Annotated in this window: 11 protein-coding genes and 1 pseudogene; 11 read left to right on the top strand and 1 reads right to left on the bottom strand. The window is 59.1% G+C overall.

The window, feature by feature from the left end; translation table 11 throughout:
• Nucleotides 1–139 precede the first annotated feature (139 nt).
• Nucleotides 140–1,438 (top strand): asparagine--tRNA ligase, encoded by a 1,299-nt coding sequence (gene asnS, locus PM3016_RS26345; RefSeq protein WP_013917702.1) that lies wholly within the window; start codon nt 140–142, stop codon nt 1,436–1,438.
• 38 nt (nt 1,439–1,476) lie between these two features.
• Nucleotides 1,477–2,160, top strand: coding sequence for a DnaD domain-containing protein (locus PM3016_RS26340; RefSeq protein ID WP_013917701.1), 684 nt, complete (start codon nt 1,477–1,479; stop codon nt 2,158–2,160).
• A 112-nt stretch (nt 2,161–2,272) separates the two neighbouring features.
• Here the strand turns inward: PM3016_RS26340 and PM3016_RS26335 are convergent, their stop codons facing one another.
• Nucleotides 2,273–3,544, bottom strand: coding sequence for a methyl-accepting chemotaxis protein (locus PM3016_RS26335; RefSeq protein ID WP_014371532.1), 1,272 nt, complete (start codon nt 3,542–3,544; stop codon nt 2,273–2,275).
• 254 nt (nt 3,545–3,798) lie between these two features.
• Between PM3016_RS26335 and PM3016_RS26330 the strand changes: the two genes are divergently transcribed.
• The 9 genes and pseudogenes from PM3016_RS26330 to PM3016_RS26290 all read left to right on the top strand — a co-directional run bounded on the left by PM3016_RS26330 (nt 3,799) and on the right by PM3016_RS26290 (nt 19,008).
• Nucleotides 3,799–4,641, top strand: coding sequence for an ABC transporter ATP-binding protein (locus tag PM3016_RS26330; protein ID WP_013917698.1), 843 nt, complete (start codon nt 3,799–3,801; stop codon nt 4,639–4,641).
• Nucleotides 4,592–5,740 (top strand): efflux RND transporter periplasmic adaptor subunit, encoded by a 1,149-nt coding sequence (locus tag PM3016_RS26325; RefSeq protein WP_014371531.1) that lies wholly within the window; start codon nt 4,592–4,594, stop codon nt 5,738–5,740. Before PM3016_RS26330 ends, PM3016_RS26325 begins: the two co-directional genes overlap by 50 nt.
• A complete protein-coding gene (locus PM3016_RS26320; protein ID WP_013917696.1) occupies nt 5,740–8,670 on the top strand; it encodes an ABC transporter permease in 2,931 nt (976 codons plus the stop codon). The genes PM3016_RS26325 and PM3016_RS26320 overlap by 1 nt, the downstream gene beginning before the upstream one ends.
• Nucleotides 8,671–8,674: 4 nt before the next feature.
• Nucleotides 8,675–9,547, top strand: coding sequence for an ABC transporter ATP-binding protein (locus PM3016_RS26315; protein WP_013917695.1), 873 nt, complete (start codon nt 8,675–8,677; stop codon nt 9,545–9,547).
• A 113-nt stretch (nt 9,548–9,660) separates the two neighbouring features.
• Complete coding sequence (locus PM3016_RS26310) at nt 9,661–11,130, top strand: ABC transporter substrate-binding protein (RefSeq protein WP_013917694.1); 1,470 nt, start codon at nt 9,661–9,663, stop codon at nt 11,128–11,130.
• Nucleotides 11,131–11,191: 61 nt separating this feature from the next.
• On the top strand, nt 11,192–13,420 hold the full coding sequence (locus tag PM3016_RS26305; RefSeq protein ID WP_013917693.1) for a hypothetical protein: 2,229 nt from the start codon (nt 11,192–11,194) through the stop codon (nt 13,418–13,420).
• Nucleotides 13,421–13,910: 490 nt separating this feature from the next.
• Entirely contained in the window at nt 13,911–14,462 is a 552-nt protein-coding gene (locus PM3016_RS26300) for a GbsR/MarR family transcriptional regulator (protein ID WP_013917692.1), read from the top strand.
• A gap of 124 nt (nt 14,463–14,586) precedes the next feature.
• Nucleotides 14,587–17,691 (top strand): annotated as a pseudogene (locus tag PM3016_RS26295) (efflux RND transporter permease subunit).
• Between the two features lie 57 nt (nt 17,692–17,748).
• Nucleotides 17,749–19,008 carry an efflux RND transporter periplasmic adaptor subunit gene (locus PM3016_RS26290; protein ID WP_013917690.1) on the top strand — a complete coding sequence of 420 codons (1,260 nt, stop codon included), beginning with the start codon at nt 17,749–17,751 and terminating at the stop codon, nt 19,006–19,008.
• Nucleotides 19,009–19,051: the final 43 nt, after the last annotated feature.

Raw genomic sequence — 19,051 nt, 5'->3', positions numbered from 1 at the left:
CGCAAACGTTTGTTCTATGAACGTAAGGCGCGTTCCTGCAGAAGAGAGCGGGCTCGCCTTCCCTTCGGGGACAGGGCCCGTTTTCTCGGTCTTCCGGGGATAGTTGTAACGGTAAGCGAACAAGGAGGAGATCAAACCTATGAGCCGTACATTGTGCACGATCCGCGAAGCGGGCAAGCATGTGGAACAACCGGTGACGATCGGCTGCTGGCTGCATAACATCCGCTCCAGCGGCAAGATCCGTTTCCTGCAGCTGCGGGACGGGTCGGGGTTTATGCAGGGTGTGGTCGTGAAGAGCGAAGTGTCCGAAGAGGTATGGGAGAATGCGGGCAAGCTGACGCAGGAGAGCTCCCTCTACATCACGGGGATCGTTAAGGAAGACACGCGCAGCAAGGGCGGCTATGAGCTGACGGTCACAGGTCTGGAGATCATCCAGATTGCGAGCGAGTATCCGATCACGCCGAAGGAGCACGGGGTGGATTTCCTGATGGACCACCGCCACCTGTGGATCCGTTCGCCGCGGCAGCGGGCTATTCTGGTCGTGCGCGCCCAGATCATCCGCGCCGTCCAGGAGTTCTTCGACGAGCGGGGCTTCCATCTGGTCGATCCGCCGATCCTGACGCCTTCCTCCTGCGAAGGAACGACGAACCTGTTCCATACGAAGTACTTTGAAGAAGACGCCTACCTGACGCAGAGCGGACAGCTCTATATGGAAGCGGCTGCGATGGCGCTCGGCCGGGTGTACTCGTTCGGGCCGACGTTCCGTGCGGAGAAGTCCAAGACCCGCCGCCACCTCATCGAGTTCTGGATGATCGAGCCCGAGATGGCCTTCGTTACGCATGAGGAGAACCTGGAGATCCAGGAGCAGTTCGTCTCGCATGTCGTACAGTCGGTGCTGAAGAACTGCCGCAAGGAGCTCGAGACGCTGGAGCGCGACATCTCGAAGCTGGAGAACATTCAGGCGCCGTTCCCGCGCATTACATACGACGAAGCGGTCGAGTTCCTGAAGAAGAACGGCCACGAGTTCGAATGGGGCGAAGACTTCGGTGCGCCGCATGAGACCGCCATCGCCCAGAGCTACGACAAGCCGGTGTTCATCACCCACTATCCGACGGAGATCAAGGCGTTCTATATGAAGCCGGATCCAAGCCGTCCGGAGGTGGTGCTCTGCGCCGATATGATCGCGCCGGAGGGCTACGGGGAGATTATCGGAGGCAGCCAGCGGATCGACGATCCGGAGCTGATGGAAGAGCGTTTCCTGCAGCACGAGCTGTCGAAGGAAGCTTACCAGTGGTATCTGGACCTGAGAAAATACGGCTCCGTTCCCCACTCCGGCTTCGGTCTTGGGCTTGAGCGCACCGTAGCCTGGATCTGCGGGCTGGATCATGTCCGCGAGACGATTCCGTTCCCTCGTCTGCTCTATCGTCTGTACCCTTAAGTCCCGCTGTCGGCATAGGAAAGGGAGAGGGGCTCGGTATGAGATCAAGTCAGGGAACGAATAAGGAACTGTCAGCAGCGCTTCTTCTCGGTTGGCAGGACGGACAGGTGGATGTGCCTTACTGGCTCCTGCAGTATTACTCGCGCCTGCGCCTGCAGGAAGCGGAGGTCATGCTGATCCTGCATGTCATGGCCTTCAAGCAGAAGGAGCAGAAGGATTTCCCGACGCTCGAAGAGATTCAGTCGAGGATGTCGCTGCCGCCGGAGAAGGTCATCGCTGCGCTGCAGAAGCTGCTTAAAGAAGGGCTGCTGCAGATCGACGAAGAGATGGATCCGGCCTCCGGCGTCCACAGCGAGAAGTACAACTGGACTCCGCTCCTGGAGCGTCTTGCGGAGTGCCGGCTGGAGGATCTCCAGGAGGAGAAGGCCGCGAGGCGCATCCGGCCTGGCGCCGCTCCGGGGGCGGGGAGCAGGGACGTGTTCACGATCTTCGAGAAGGAGTTCGGCCGTCCGCTGACGCCGATGGAGCTCGAATCGATCGCCGGCTGGCTAGACAAGGATGGGCATCCGGAGGAGCTGATACTCGCCGGGCTCAAGGAAGCGGTCTTCGCCGGCAAAGTGCATTTCCGGTATATCGACCGGATCCTGCTCGAGTGGCAGCGCAACCGCATCACGAGCGTGGAACAGGCGAAGGAGCATTCGCAGAAGTTCCGCTCGCGTTAATTGATTCGCAGTCAAAACACACAAAACCCCCTTCGCTCTGGAGAGAGCGGAGGGGGTTTTTGCCGTGCCATAAGGGTGCTCGGGTACTCTGCGGATTGCTTGCGCAGGCTGCTTACACCTTAAACCGGTTCATGAGCTCGCTGAGCTTGCCGCCCATGTGCTCGAGGCGTTCGGCTGCACCGCTGACTTCATCCATGCTGCCCTGCACATTGTCGGTCAGCTTCACGATCTGGGAGATGCCCTGTGCGGAGTGGCGGGCGGTCCCGGCCATGTTGTCCACCGTGGCGGCGACTTCCTCGCTGCCTGCAGCCATCTGCTCGCCGACCGCGGACATTTCGCGGATCTGGTCATTGATATGCTCGAACGCTTCAAGAATGCGGCGGATCGTCATTTCCGTCGAGGCGACGACCGACAGGCCGCGGGAGATTTCCTGCTCGGAGAGCTGCATCGCGCTCGAAGCCTGCTCCGAATTCGTGCGGATCTGTCCGATCACGTCGCCGATCTTCTGGGCGGAATCGCCCGATTGCGTCGCAAGCTTGCGGATTTCGCTGGCGACCACCGCAAAGCCTTTGCCCTGCTCGCCGGCGCGGGCCGCCTCGATGCCGGCATTGAGCGCCAGCATGTTCGTCTGCTCGGAGATGCCGCGGATCGACTGGATGAAGCCGCTGATTTCCTGCGTACGGCCGACGAGCTCGTGGATGGTTGCCGTCAGCGTGCCGAACGATTCGCGGATGCGTCCCATCTGCGCGTTCATGCCGGAGAGGTCTTCCCGGGACCGGACGGCCGAGACGGCCGCTTCCGCGGCTTCCGTCGAGGCGGAAGTGGACGTCTCCGCGATCCGGAGAATGCCCTGAGCCATCTCATCGACGGCCTTGGCGCTTTCGGCGGCCGCGACCGATTGGGTGCGCATGCCGCTGTCCATCGTCTGCAGGTTCTGCAGAATCAGGGCATAGTCGCTTCGCGTGCTCTCCATCTGACGCTGTACCACATCGATCGAAGCCTGAACCTGGTCCGACGTCAGCTTGACCTCGGAGACCAGCTTCTGCAGGGCTTCCCGCATGCCGTTCATCGGTATGCCGAAGCGCTTCAGCGAACCGAGCTGGTCGAGGCGGATATCCTGCGTCAGATCGCCCTTGGCAATGGTGGAGATGAAGCCTTCGATCTCACGGAACGGTTTGGCGTAAGCCATGAAGTTGGATACGCCGACGACCGTTGTGCCGAGTCCGACCAGCAGCAGAATGCCGAGGTTCTCCAGGGAGAGCAGCTCCTCCCCGGTGAAGAGTCCGTTGACAAGTACGGCGGCGGCGCCGATCGATACGCCCTGGGCGAAGGTCCGGAGACAATACTTCACCAATGTTTTCCTAATTTCTTTGTTTGCGTTCATATTCTAGTGCACTCCTTCGGTGTCATATGTAAATTCCGTTTTTCACTAAAAGGAAAATCCAGCCAAAAAATTTTCCGTGCTCATGTAACCTTTTATCGGCGGCGCCCGTCTATTCTATTAGTGCTGTAACAATTTGTCATTTCCCCAGATTCATAGACAGCCTGCACAGAGCTAAAGGGGCACGAGCCCTTGCGCTGCGGCTGTCTTTGGAGCGCGGTACCCCGTGCACAAGGAGAAGACGGAGGAGGATTGTGATGATGTCTTGGCTGCGGAGAAAAGCATCTGCAGCAGTGCCCGGCGAGCCTTCGGCGGCCGCAGCGGGGACGGCGGAAGCAGCCGGGGAGAACCCGGACGGCGGGGCATTGGCAGCTGCCGTGGCGGAGGATCGGGAGCTTCCGGAGGTGGACACGAGCACGCCGCTGCTCACCGTCAGAGGGGTGGAGCGTTCTTTTTCCGTAGGAGGGGATACGCTTCATGTGCTCAAAGGCATCAACATGGAGCTGTATCCGCTCCAGTTGGTGATGCTCAAGGGCCGTTCCGGTTCCGGCAAGACGACACTGCTGAATCTCATTGGGGGGCTGGACCAGCCGAACCGGGGAGAGATCCTGTTCAAGGGCCACCCGTTTCACAGCAGCAGCGACGACAAGCGGACGTACATACGAAGACAGGATATCGGTTTTATTTTTCAATCGTTTGCCTTAATGCCCCTCTTGTCCGCTTGGGAGAACGTGGAGCTGTCGCTGCGCATGGCCGGTGTGCCGAGAAGCCAGTGGAAGGGGAGAATCGCCCACTGTCTGGAGCTTGTGGGACTGACGAAGCGGATGCATCACCGTCCCTTCGAGCTGTCCGGCGGGGAGCAGCAGCGGGTGGCGATCGCGAAGGCGATTGCCCACAAGCCGAGCCTGCTGCTGGCCGATGAGCCGACGGCCGAGCTGGATTCGCAGATGGGCGCTCAGGTGATGGCGGTGTTCCGGGAGATCATCCGCACCGAGCGTACGACCATCTGCATGACAACACATGATCAGACCATAATGGAGGTTGCCGACCGTGTATTCGAAATGGTGGATGGAAAATTCGTCGGCAGGGATGCGGGCTGAACGGGGACAGGCGCCGAAAAGCGCCCCGGGCCTTCAAGGAAGCCGGAGGCTGCTCATCGGTTTCTTGGCCGGCGCGCTGATGCTGACATCCGGCTGTTCCCTGCTGCCGAAGGAGGCCGAAGAAGAAGTGCTGCCGGAGATCAAGCCTCCGCAGCTGTCGAAGAAGCCGGAGTATGAGGTGAAGACGCAGACGCTTGAGACGAAGGTAAGGGGCTCCGGCAAGCTGATGGCGACCGTGGAGGAGGACCTGTACTTCACGGATGAAGACAACCGGCGCATCAAGAGCATTGCCGTGAAGACGGGCGACCAGGTGCAGGCCGGGCAGGTCATCGCGGAGCTGGACGTGACCGAGCAGGAGAGCCAGTTGAAGCAGAAACAGCTGCAGACCCGCAAGGACGAGCTCACGATGATCGAATCGCTGCGCAAGGCCGACGAGCTGACCTCCGAGGAGCTGGAGAAGGCCAAGATCGACTTCGAGCTGAAGCGCGAGGAGCTGAACAAGCTGGAGAAGACGATCGCCGGCGCGAAGCTGACGGCGCCTTACAGCGGCACGATCGTATCCGTGTATCTCAAGAAGGGCGACACGGCCAAGGCCTATGACGCCGTAGCGAAGATCGCCGACCTGTCGCAGCTGACGGTGGCCGCGACGATCTCCTCGGACGATCTCAAGAAGGTCGCCGTCGGTATGGAAGCGGTCGTCGATATCAACGCTGCCGGACAGCACAAGGGCAAGGTGCTGCGCCTGCCGGCCCCGAAGGACGAGGATGCGTCCGGCGGGGGCGGGGAAGGCCAGAGCGGCGGCAGCGGGGACTCGAAGCCCGACTCGATCGACAACTACCTGCTGGTCGCCCTCGACGAGTTCCCGCAGGGACTTGACCGCGGCCGGCCGCTCAGCGTGCAGATCATCACGCAGCGCAAGGAGAATGCCGTGACGATTCCGGCGGCGGCGCTGCGCTCGTATGCCGGACGCAACTATGTCCAGGTTGTGGACGAGAAGGGCTCGAAGCGCGAGGTGGATGTGGAGATCGGCCAGCAGACGGCCACGGATGTGGAGATCCTGAAGGGCCTGACCCCGGGACAGAAAGTAGTGGGCCGCTGATGCTGATGCTGAGGTTTCTGCTCCGTAAGATGTGGAATACGCGCTGGCTGACGCTCAGCACGCTGGCCGGCCTGATTATGGCCGTCGCCTTCACCACCTCGATTCCGATGTATGCCGACGGGTCGCTGAAGCGGGTGGTGGCGAAGTCGCTCGAGGAGAAGAGCAGCGGCCTGCCGGCCGGCTCGGTGATGGCGCGGTATCAGGCGACGGGCAGCGAGAAGGCGGATGTGGCGGCCTTCGAGGAGGTGGACCGCTATATCCGGGAGGAGCTTCCCGCGGAGATCGCCTTTCCTTATACAGCCTACGTGCGGAGCCTGTCGATCCGCGCCTCGCAGCTGACGCCGGAGGACACGTCGAAGGTCGATCCGAGCAAGCGGAGGCAGATGACGCTCATGGCGCAGAACGGCCTGCAGGAGCAGGCCGAGCTGACGCTGGGCCAGTGGCCTGCGGAGCAGCCGCAGGGAGGCGTCATCGAGGTGGCGCTGCTCGAAGAGGCCCTGTACCGGGCCGATATGCATATCGGCGACGTTTTCATCTATCCGATCTCCGGAGGAGGCGGCATTGCGCCGGTCAAGGTGAAGATCGCGGGTGCCTTCAAGCCGAAGAACGAAGGCGATCCGTACTGGTACCAGGGAATGGAGGGGCTGCTCGGCACCTTCTTCATGAGCGAGGCGGGCTTCCAGGACTACATCCTGAAGAACAAAAAGATCCCCCTCAACCTGGCGAACTGGTATTACGCGTTCGACCTGAAGAATATTCAGACGAGCGACTTGTCGCCGCTCGAATCAAAGCTCGAGCGCCTGGACATCGTGCTCTTCCAGAAGCTGAAGAACACCCGGGTGGACGTGTCGTTCATTCAGCTCCTGCAGGAGTTCAAGGTCCAGAGCCTGCAGCTGCAGCTGCTGCTCTTCACCCTGGCGGCACCGATGATCGCGATGGTATTCTACTACATCGTGATGAACGCCCGCCAGTCGCTGGACCGGCAGCGGACCGTCATTGCGGTGATCCGCAGCCGGGGCGGCAGCACGGGGCAGATTATCTGGATTTATCTTCTCGAAGGCCTGCTGCTCGGCGGAGCGGCGATGGCGCTCGGTCCGATGCTCGGCTGGTTCATGGCCAAGAGCATCGGCTCGTCCAGCGGCTTCCTGACCTTCGTCGACCGCAAGGACGTGCCGGTCGGCGTCTCTGCTGAAGCGCTGCTCTACGGGGCGGCCGCGGTAGTGATCGCGCTGCTGGCCAGTGTCATTCCTGCGGTCGTCTACGCGCGGGCGTCCATCGTCTCGTATAAGCAGCAGCTGGCCCGCTCGGACCGCAAGCCCTTCTGGCAGCGCTGGTTCCTCGACGTGCTGCTGCTCGGGCTCGTCGGCTACGGGTATTACCTGTTCGCCCAGCGGCAGGACCTGTTCCGCGCCACGGGGATGACGACCGACCAGCTGTCGGTGCATCCGCTGCTCTTCTTCATTCCGGCCCTGTCGATCATCGCGCTCGGCCTGTTCTTCCTGCGGGTGTTCCCTTGGCTGCTGCGTTTCGGCAACTGGCTCGGCAAGCGGCTGCTGCCGGTGCCGGTCTATTTGACACTGACGCAGCTCTCGCGCTCGTCCACCGCTTATTATCCTCTCATGCTGCTCCTGATTCTTACCCTGGGGCTGGGCGTGTATAACGCCTCCGCGGCGCGGACCATCGACCTGAACTCCACCGACCGCATCCATTATGCCTACGGCACCGATGTGATCGTGCGGGCGGAGTGGGAGGCCGTGCCGCTGGAGCTGCCGACCGCACCGCAGACCGGCGGGCAAGGACAAGGGCAGGGACAGGGCGGCGGCCAGGGCCAGCAGGGCGGCTCCGGCGGTCAGGGAGGCCAAGGCGGACAGGGCGGGCCGGGCGGAGGCCAGTCCGGAGGGCAAGGAGGCGGCGAGAACACGCAGGTGAAGATGCGCTACATCGAGCCGCCGTTCGCCGTGTTCCGCGAGCTCGAGGGCGTGAAGCATGCGGCCCGTGTGCTGACCACGAAGGGCAATGTCGTGCTCTCGGGCAAGACGCTCGGGCAGGGCATGCTCATGGGCATCGACAACGTGGACTTCGCCGAGGTGGCGTGGTTCCGGCCCGACCTGTTCAAGACGCATCCGAACAACTATCTGAATCTGCTCGGGGAATACGAGCAGGCGGTGATTATCCCGGAGTCCTTCGCGGAGAAGCATCACCTGAAGCCGGGCGACCTGCTCAGCATCACGATCTCACAGCAGCCCGTCGAGTTCATCGTCGTGGCCGCTGTACCGTACTGGCCGAGCCAGTATCCGGATGAGATGCCGTTTTTCATCGCGAACCTCGATTATGTGTTCGACCAATCCCCGGTTACGCCGTATGATGTGTGGCTGAAGATGGAGGACGGGGCGAAGGTGGCTCCGCTGCTTGAGGCGCTCAGCGCCAAGAAGGTGGGGATTGCCACGGTCAAGGATGTGCGCAACGAGCTTATCACCCAGAAGAAGCATCCGGCCCGCGGCGGCGTCTTCGGCATTCTGAGCCTCGGCTTCCTGGTCTCGGCGCTCGTCTCCCTGATCGGATACATTCTGTATTGGTTCTTCAACCTGTCTTCGCGTGTCGTCCAGTTCGGCGTGCTGCGGGCCATGGGTCTCTCGCGCCGGCAGCTGACCGGGATGCTCCTTCTCGAGCAAATCTTCACGGCGGGCCTCGCGATCGGACTCGGCTTCGGGATCGGCAAGCTCACGAGCTATCTCTTCCTGCCGTTCCTGCAGACGGCGGAGAACGTGAAGACGCAGGTGCCGCCGTTCCGGGTCATCTTCGATACCCGGGATACGAGCCAGCTGTATATCGTGGTCGGCGTCATGATGCTGACCGGAGCGATGCTGCTCCTGCTGCATATCCGGCGCCTGCGCGTGCATCAGGCCGTGAAGCTCGGAGAGGAGAGGTGAGTCCATGATCCACTGCGAAGGGCTGGTCAAAATCTACAAAACCGACGATATCGAAGTCGTCGCGCTGCAGGGCCTGAACATCTCCGTCGCTCAGGGCGAGATGATGGCCATTATCGGCAACAGCGGCAGCGGCAAATCCACGCTGCTGAACATCCTGGGCGGCCTCGACCGGCCGTCCGCCGGGCAGGTGCAGGTGGGCGAGTGGAACCTGCTCAAGATCTCCGATGAGGAGCTCGTGAAGTATAAGCGGAAGACCGTGGGGTTCATCTGGCAGAACAATGCCCGCAACCTGGTGCCGTATCTCACGGCGCTGGAGAACGTGGAGATGCCGATGATGCTCAGCGGCGCTTATGACCGGGCTTACGCCAAGCAGCTCCTCGAGTGGGTCGGCCTCGGGGGGCGGATGAACAACAAGCTGCAGCAGCTCTCGGGCGGGGAGCAGCAGCGGGTGGCGATCGCCATTGCACTGGCGAACCGGCCCGCCATGCTGCTCGCCGACGAGCCGACGGGCTCGGTCGATACCCGGACCTCCGATCTCATCATGGACATCTTCCGCCGGCTGAACCGGGAGCTGGGCGTGACGGTGGTGATCGTCACCCATGATATGGCCCTGGCCGGCAAGGTGGACCGCGTGGTGGCGATCCGCGACGGCATGACGAGCACGGAGTTCATCAAGCGCAATCCGAACCTCGATGAAGCGGAGCAGGAAGCGGCCGCGGCCCTTGGCGGCGTCCACGAGGAATATGTCGTTCTGGACCGGGCGGGGCGGCTGCAGATTCCGAGGGCCTATCTGACCGCGCTGGGTATCGAAGGGAAGGCGTCGATGGAGTTCGACGGCGAGAAGATTATTATCCGGACCCCGAAGGAGCTCGGGTGAAGGCATGCTGCTTAAGCTGCCTTGCCAAGTTGAAGCTCCGCCTATCAGATCATTCGGTTTTATTCTGATTCTTCCATTCTATCTATATCCATTCCTATAAAGGAGCTGTACCGATGAATTCCATGATCAAACGGGGCGCCCTGCTGTCCCTCAGCGTATTGATGACGATGCCCCTGGCCGCCTGCATGAACCAGGGCGGCAAAGACAATGAAACCCCGCGCACCCTGCGCATCGGCACCATGAGCTACAGCCCGAACGACGAGTGGTTCCGCCAGCGGTTCACCGAGCTCTACGAGTTTGCGAACAAGAACATCACGATCGAGATGGTTCCGCTGATGGACGAGAGCATGATGTACGGGCCGCCGAAGGAAGGCGAGAAGCAGAAGAGCCCGATGGAGATGATGAAAGAGAAGATGACCGGTCCGAATCCGCCGGACGTGGTCATGGTCAACTTCGAGCAGATGCCCGAGCTGATCGAGAACAACCTGCTTAAGCAGCTCGACCCGATGATCACCAAGGACAAGTTCGATACGAGCGATTACGTTCCGGCGGTGATCGAAGGCATCAAGAAGGCGGGGGACGGCAAGATTTTTGCGCTGGCGCCGCTCTTCAGCTCCTCGGCCCTTGTCTATAACAAAAAACTGTTCGACGAAGCGGGGGTTAATCACCCTACGGACAAGATGACCTGGGATCAGGTCTTCGATCTGGCGCGCCGGGTGGCCAAGGGGGAAGGCAAGGACCGCAAGTACGGCTTCACCTTCTCTACCTATAACGGCGGCGATAATAACTATTATTCTTCCCAGATCTATTCCGCTCCGCTGCAGCTCAAGATGTTCGACGATGCCGGGGAGAAGATGACCGTGGATTCGGATCAGTGGGAGAAGGTCTGGAAGACGCTCCAGGGACTCCAAACCGAGAAGCTGACCCCTGAGCCGGTGGATCAGGAGAAGATGCGGCAGGCAATGATGTCCGGCAATCCGGAGGAGTATATGCCCTATCAAGGTGATGATTTCCTCTCTAGTAAAGTGGCAATGGCGGTGATAAACTACCATCAGATCGAACAGATTGCCAATGCTATGAAGCATTCCCAGAATATGAAGAACTTCACGCCGTTCGATTGGGATGTCGTCACGCTGCCTGTTCATCCGGAAGAGCCGAATGTCGGCGGCAATATCTACATGGAAGGCCTGATGGGTGTCAACAGCAACGCACAGAATCCGGATGATGCCTGGGATTTCATCAAGTTCGTGAACGGGGAGGACTGGGCGCGTCTGAAGTCCGGCGGACAGGGCTCGCTGGTTGCCCGTCAGAAGTACATCAAGCCGAAGGACGGAGCGGAGTTCAACATCAAGGCGTTCACGACGCTGCTCCCGGTGTCGAATCCGGACAATTCCAAGCTCTATACGGAGAAGCCGTATATCGGGCAGGTGGCGCAGATCGGCCAGATGAAGTTCCAGGAGGTGGTCAGCGGCAAGCTGCAGGTGCGCGAGGCGCTCAAGCAGTGGCAGACCGAAGGGGATGCCATGCTGCAGAAGCTGAAGGAGAACCCGAATGCCCCGATCGATATGGGCACGGGCAAGTAAGGAAAGGCTAGGCTGCTAGTTTCGGATATTTTGTGTGAACCGCACAGGGAGGTACAGCCAGATGAAACGTAAATCCAAATCGTACCGTACCGGGGTCATGCTGCTTACAGCGGCGCTGACCCTCGGGTCAGCCCTGCCGGGCTTTGCGGCGGAGAGCGGCGGCAGCACCTCTTCCGCCGGCTCGGCGGCCGTACTCTCGCTCGGCAGCGCTCCTGCGATCGGGCAGGTCCGCGTGACGGACAGCGCCTCGTTCGAGCTGAGGAACCTGACGATGCTGCCGGAACCGGGGAACCGCACCGTCACCTTCACCGTCACCGTACATAACGACGGAGACAGCGAGCTGCTCTTCATCGACTACTGGGTGCGCATGCGCACGAAGAGCGGGCAGCAGATCTCCGTCCGCCTGCTTCCGCAGGACAAGGAGAAGAACCGGATCGCCGCCAAGTCGAGCGAGGACATTTCCTTCTATGCGACGGTCAACGAGAAGACGGCTTTAACCGATCTCGTCTTTGATTTTATCCGCTGGGATTTCTCGCAGCCGAATTTCGAGAGCAAGCTGGGAGAGGTGGCCGTGCCGGAGACCTACAATCTCGTTACGCCGGCGGACGCCTCCCATACGATCGATCTGGCCGGCAACCCGGTCAAGTCTTCGATCAAGAAGGTGCTGCTCAGCAGGAATGAGAAAAATTATACGCCCACAGTGGTGCTGACGCTGGAGAATACGGGGACCCGGAGCAGCGCGCTTCCCGCCTACCAGTACCTGCTGCGAACCTCGGAAGGCTATATGTATCCGCTGGACGCCAAAGGGGTCAAAGATCTGGTGATTAACCCGAAGGTGACCAAGGATATCGAGCTGACTGGCTCGGTTCCCATCTCGGTGTCCACGGAAGGCTGGCAGCTCGTGATCGTGCAGAACGCAGCCGACCTGAAGCTCAATCTGCCGGTGGCCTTCTATGCCCTGCCGGCCGTCACGAAGACGGAGGGGGCGGATACGGGCAAGGAATACAGCTTTACGAACGAAGAGGGCACGTATACCGCCCAGCTGAAGACGGTACAGCGTCTCCCTTGGGAAGATGAGGACCTGCTCACCGCAGGTATTACGCTCACGAACAAAGGGCCCGAGTCGCTGCCGATCCCGAATCTGGCAGGCTACTTTATGCTCGAGGATAAAGTGAAGGTGGAAGCGAAGCTCGTAAAGACCGACAAGGTGATCGGGCTTGCGCCGAATGCGTCGGCCTCGTTCCAGTTCGTCGGGAAGATTCCTTACACGTACGAATTCGGCACGGTCAAGCTGGTGCTTCAGGAGAAGGAAGGGGCGGACACGGGGACAGACTCCTCCGGCTCGGACTCCGGAAGCAGTTCGGACTCCTCGGGGGAGACAAGCGACCTGCTCGAGTTTACGCACCGCTCCGAGATGATGAATATCCCTTACAACAACATTGGGGAGTCCTACAAGTCCACGGCCGTCGGACGGAGCATGAACTATAAGGTCCGCTCCATCACTACCTATCCCGGCGAGACGTCCGACATCCTCACGGCACAGCTTGAAGTGACGAATACGGAGAAACGGTTCACGGATATCGCGAAGCTCGTAGCCCAGTTCAAGACATCGGACGGGACGGTATTCCCGGCCGCCGTGTCGGAGGTGAAGACGAAGGTGGGCCCGGGCAACCCGGCACTGCTGACGCTGTCCACCACCGTTCCGAAGGGTTCGCCGTCGGTTGGCATGCACGTCATTATCGGAGACGCCGTTACGGGCGAGAAGCTCGCGGAGGGCGAGGAGGAGAGCAAGCCGGAAGCGTATGTGAATGCGGCTGCCTTCTGGCTGCCGGCCGAGAACTTTACTGTTCAGGACAACGTCAAGAACATCTCGCTGGCCCCTTATGAGCTGACGCTGAACAATGTCCGCACGACCATGGACCAGACTGGGATCCAATTTAAATTCGATTACGACCTGCTCAAGAAGGAGCCGGCGGTGGTCAACATGGAAGGCCGCAAGATTGTCATCGAAGTCGCGGATGAAGCAGGCAAGTTCAAGTTCTCCCGTGAATATGATGGAAAAGACTTCGAGGGAACGGCCGCCAAGGAAGGGGATTCCGGGGTGCAGAACGACGAGGGACGGCTCACGGTAGGTTCCCACAAGAACCAGGAAATCAAGGTAGCCGACCCGGACGCCATTTATTCCATTTCCTTCATCAAGCACTATAAGCTGAATGTCTATGATTCGTACCAGGGGCAGAAGAAGCTCATCGCCTCCAAACAGATTCAATGGTTTACCACCATGGAATAAGGTCACGTTCACACAAACTTAATCAACCCTTAAGAAACTTGCCGAACCGCTGCTGCGTAAACACGAAGCAGCGGTATTTTTTTGAATATATTCAGAAGGGATAACTCGCGCCGGCTCGGTTCTGTCATCCGATCTGTTTAATCGATCGCATCGACCTTAGAAAAACGGCGTTGGTGTTATCTTAGCGGCGGGGCCGGAACGTTCCAAACGGGATGCTTGAAGCGGGGGGAGGCCATGAATGCTTGCTAAGAAGGATGTCGGTACCTGATAGTTTTTGGGGCGCTGAACCGTCTTATTGAGGGGGGAACTACTGATCGAAGAGCGGCCGTGAAACCAGGGAAGCGGGAAGCGGATGGGCGGAAGGGGAACAATTATCAAGATTGGGTAAAGTTTCTAAGGAATATATTGACATCCCAAGCACCCGTGAATTATGTTATTAACGTTAACAACCTTCTTAACGATCATAACATCGCAATCCGAGGAGAATGGAATGAACAGACCGCCCCATGAGACGACCTTTGCTGAGGTACGCCGAACTTTCAGCAATCACATGTCCCTGGCATTCGAGAGCGAAGGCTTTTCCCCGCTGGTGGGACGCATTTTTGCCCTGCTTCTTTTCTCGAAGGACCCCATGAGTCTCCAGGATTTATCCGAGCACCTCGGTGTAACGAAAGCGGCCGTCAGCGTGCAGGTCCGGGCGCTCGAGCGGCAGTGCATGTGCCAGAAGGTGCCGACCGGCAGCGACCGCCGGGATTATTATTACATAGCACAGGATTTCAGTTTGACAACGATGAGAAGCACGAAGCAGAAAATCCATTCGATCAAGGAACAGTGCGATGTAATCCTCTCTACTCTGGAATCGCTTGGTGCCGTAGAGCTCGAGGAAGTGTCCGCTCTGGATGCTTCAAGACGCAGATTTATCGAGATGTCGGCGATGTACCAGCTTTTTTTGTCTCGGATGGAAGGCATCGAGGAAGAATGGGTTCAGCTTCGTGAGCGGCTGTTCCGGGAGGAAATGGGGGGCGGGAAGTATACCGGATGAGACGGCGGCCAGGTACAAAAGGATAAGGTTTCCTCAACCAGTAAATTTTATGCGGATTTTTGAAGGGGTGCCGGAGCGGGCACCGTCTAAGGGGAAGTCAGCCATTTAATGGAGGAGTAGAAGCATGAACTGGTTAACTAATTTTTCGATGAAGAACATCACGGCCGTTTTCATTATCGTGCTGCTGCTGTTCGGGGGCGGCGCTTATGCGACGACTACGCTGAAGGTAGAGAGTCTGCCGGATATCTCCTTCCCGGTCGTTCTGATCAACACTACCTACGTGGCTCCTCCTAATGACGTTATGGAAGACGTGACGAAGCCTCTGGAGAAGGCCGTTGCGGGGCTCGACGGGTTGAAGAATCTGACCTCCACGTCCAGTGACAACTTCTCCACCGTGGTGATTGAGCTCGAACAGGACGAAGATCCGGAGGAAGCGAAGCGGGATGTCGAGAGTCTGATCGCGAACGTCAACCTGCCGCAGTCTTCGGAGAAGCCACAGGTCACCACCCTGGGTTTTGCATCCCAGCCTGTGTACTACCTGGCGGTATACGGCGAGAACAACATGAACCAGCAGGAGCTCGACAAGATCTACAAGGACGTGATTCTTCCCGGCTTCAACAGCATCAAAGGGATTGACCACGTCGACTCGATCGGGAACCAGGAAGCGGTTCTGACGCTGAAGTTGGATGCCAATGCGATTAACAGCTACGGATTGACACCGGCCGGCGTATCGCAGAGCATCAAGTCCGCCATCATGACAAGCCCGGCTGGAACGGTCGATTTTAACGGGAACTCGCAGATGGTCCGGGTGAAGAGCGATCTCAACACGATCTACAGCCTCGAGAACATGAAGCTGACGACCGAGAGCGGCATCACGCTTCTGCTCAAGGATATCGCCAAGGTGGAGGCGATCACGGAATCGACGTTCAACGCCCGTCTGAACGGTATGCCGGCGATCGGCGTGAACCTGTTCAAGACGAAGAACGCGAATGCGATCGAGTTCGCCGCCGAAGCGGATGCGCTTATGGCCCAGTGGAAACAGCAGTACCCGAACATCACGTTCAAGACGATCTACAACTCCGCCGTCGATATCCAGAAGTCGGTGAACGGCATGGTCAAAGAAGGGGCGCTCGGGGCGCTGCTCGCTTCGGTCATGATTCTGATCTTCCTAAGAAATGTTCGGATGACCCTGATTGTTTTGGTCTCCATCCCGTTATCGATTATGGTGACGCTGCTCATCATGGCACCGCTTGACATCTCCCTCAACATCATGACCCTCGGCGGTATCGCCATTGCGATCGGGCGGGTCGTCGACGACAGTATCGTCGTTATCGAGAATATTTACAGTCAGCTCGTGAAGGCGGAGGAGCGCGGGGAATCCGTCATCAAGCTGGCTACGGCCCAGGTGGCTTCGGCCATTACCTCCTCTACGATTACCACTGTCGGTGTATTCGCACCGATCGCCTTCGTCAGCGGGGTGCTCGGGGAGATTTTCCGCCCGTTCGCCATTACGCTGTCCGTGGCACTGCTCTCTTCTCTGATCGTGGCGGTGACCGTCATTCCGATGCTCGCCAAGCTCATGGTCCTGAAGTCGAAGAACATCAAGCATCACGACGAAACGCAGGTCGGCAAGTTCTCCGGCGGGTACCTCTCGATCCTGAGGTGGTCCCTCAATACCGGAAAAAGACGATGCTGATGGCTATTATCGCATTTGTAGTCTCCGTGGTCGGCACCGTGCCCTTCCTGCCTACGGAATTCATGCCGAGCAGCGACTCGGACCGGCTGATGCAGATCCAACTGAAGATGCCGCGCGAAACCTCCTTCGAGACGATGGACCTGAAGGTTCAGGAGATCGAAGCGATGATGCGCGAAGCCAAGACCGCATCCGGTGAGCCGATCTATGAATTTGTAGAATCCCTCATCGGCTATAACGACGATGATGAGCGGATCGCTTACCGCTCGCAGTTCTTCGCCTCCACCACGGAAGGTGTGAGGGCGGGGGATGTCACGAATGACCTCAAAGAACAGATCTTATACCTTTTACCCAAAGGCTCCGAGGTTGACACGATCCTGCTCTCAGCTGGAGGACCTCCGTCTTCCGGCGTGGATTTCTCGTATCAGTTGAAGGGCGACGAAACCGAGGCCCTCATCAGAGGTGCGCAGGCTGTGCGAGAGAAAATGAAGGAGTTCCCTGAGCTGATCGATATCGAGGACAGCCTGAGCGAATCGAAGAACGAGATCGAGATCAACGTCGACCAGAACAAGGCGAGATTGTATAACCTCTCTTCCGCCCAGCTGATCGATAACGTGCGTTCCTGGCTCGCCGAAGAGAAGATCGGGGATCTCAAGTTCGACAATACAACCTTCGAGACGAAGATCATGCTCGACAATAACGACAAGAACTCCGTGGATAAAATCGGCAGCTTCCTGATCACCACACCTTCCGGTGCCGTGCTGAAGCTCAGCGATCTCGCCAAAATCCGGCAGATCGAAGCGCCGGCTTCCATCTCCCGCGAGATGCAGGACGTGTATGTGCGCGTAACGGCGAAGATCGATTCGGCCGACAAGGGCGGCGTCAGTGCGAAGATATCCGAAGCGCTGAAGAGCGTCGAACTGCCGGACGGCGTAAGGGCGGAAGTAAAGGGTGTCACCGACGACATCCAGGAAAGCTTCCAGCAGATGTTCGTGGCTATGGGCGCTTCCGTCTTCATCGTCTATCTGGTCATGGTGCTCGCCTTCGGCAACGGCAGTGCGCCGTTCGCCATCCTCTTCTCGCTGCCGCTTGCAGCGATCGGGGGACTCCTGGGCCTGCTGGTAACCGGTGAATCCATCAATATTACTTCCCTGATCGGATTCCTGATGCTGATCGGCGTCGTCGTTACGAATGCGATCGTACTCGTAGACCGGGTGCAGCAGCTCCGCAAGGGGGCTATACCGTACGGGATGCGCTGATCGAGGCGGGGCTGACACGGCTGCGTCCGATCATCATGACGGCCGGGGCGACGATCATAGCCCTGATGCCGCTGGCCCTCGGCCTGTCGGAAGGCACGCTGATCTCCAAGGGCCTTGCCGTGGTGGTTATCGGCGGTCTGACGACGTCGACGCTGCTGACGCTGCTCGTCGTGCCGATCGTGTATGAGATGATCGAGAACTTGAAGCGCCGGATGGCCCGGCTGTTCCGCAGGAAGCCGGCCGAGGCTGCACCCCCGTCCCGGTAACGCCCCATTGATCAAGAATAACGGGTCATATTCCAGATAAGCTCAAGGGAAAAGAGGAGAGTTAGGCGATGAATCGGATGAAGAGAAAGTCCAAATCGATGAAACCTGCCGTTAAGGTATTGGGGGCCGCGGTCTTGTCCGCGGCACTCCTGGCCAGCTGCTCGGCAGCCAAACCGGAAGCCGCTCCGGCCGCAAGTACCGAGGCTCAGATCAAGACCGTTAAGGTGTCTCCGGTCGAGAAGCAGAAGATCGGGGAACCGCTGGAGCAGGTGGCTGACGTCGCGTCGTCGATCCAGCTGGATGTTCTCACGAAATCGGGCGGTGACGTGCAGGCGATCCTGAAGAAACGCGGCGACATGGTAGAGAAGGGCGAGGTCATCTTCCGTATGGATCCGACCGATGTCCTGATCCAGAAGGAGAAGGCGCAAATCACGCTGAACAGCTCGCAGGAGCAGATCTCCAAGGCGAAGGCCACGCTCGCGGATAGCCGCAAAGAGCTGCAGAACGGGATTACGAAGCTGGAGCAGGCCATCAAGGATGCGGAGAAAAATTACAATAAACTGCGCAACGACTATGATCTCGGGCTCGTGACCAAAATTCAGCTGGAGCAGGCCGAAACGCAGCTGAACAGCCAGAAGCTGGATCTGGAGGCCAACCGCAGCAAACTGCAGACCCTCGACAACACGAATAACTTCATCGAGCTGGAGCAGGGGATCCAGACGGCCAACGTGTCGCTTCGCGAAGCGGACCGGACGCTCGGCAATATGGAAGTGAAGGCGGCCGTCAGCGGCGTGCTGACCGACCTGCCGATTCAAGAGGGCATGACGCTGAGCGCAGGCTTCAGCGCGGCGAAGATCCAGCAGCTTGATCCGATCAAGATCAAGGCGGAGCTGGCGGAGGATGCGGCGAATCTTGTCCGCGGCAAGAGCGAGCTCATCTTCTATATCCCGGGCGTTGTGGACAAGACCGCGGCCAAAGTGAGCTATTTGGCGGATGTGATGAGCGGGGAGACGAAGGCTTACTCCCTGGAGCTCGAAGTCCCGAACGCCGACCGCAAGCTTAAGCCGGGCATGAAGGCCCAGATCCAGCTCACCGGGGAGAATGAGCAGATGGTTGTTGCCGTTCCAACCCTGAGCGTCGTGCGTGAAGGAGGCGACACTTTCGTCTTCGTTCTCGCAGGGGACCAGGCGGAGAAGCGCAAGGTGCAGCTCGGCCGGCTCAATGAGACGATTCAAGAGGTTATCTCCGGCGTCAAAGAAGGGGAGCAGCTCATCATCTCCGGCCAGAACCAGCTGAAGGACAAAGAGAAAGTACAGCTGGCGAAGTAACGGGCCAAGCAAACCACAAAGGATCCGACAGGAGGAGAACCAA

Origin of the sequence: Paenibacillus mucilaginosus 3016 (genome assembly GCF_000250655.1) — a bacterium.
Taxonomy (GTDB): domain Bacteria; phylum Bacillota; class Bacilli; order Paenibacillales; family NBRC-103111; genus Paenibacillus_G; species Paenibacillus_G mucilaginosus.
Note: the sequence above shows the minus strand (reverse complement) of the source record. Positions and strands in the feature narration are given on the sequence as shown.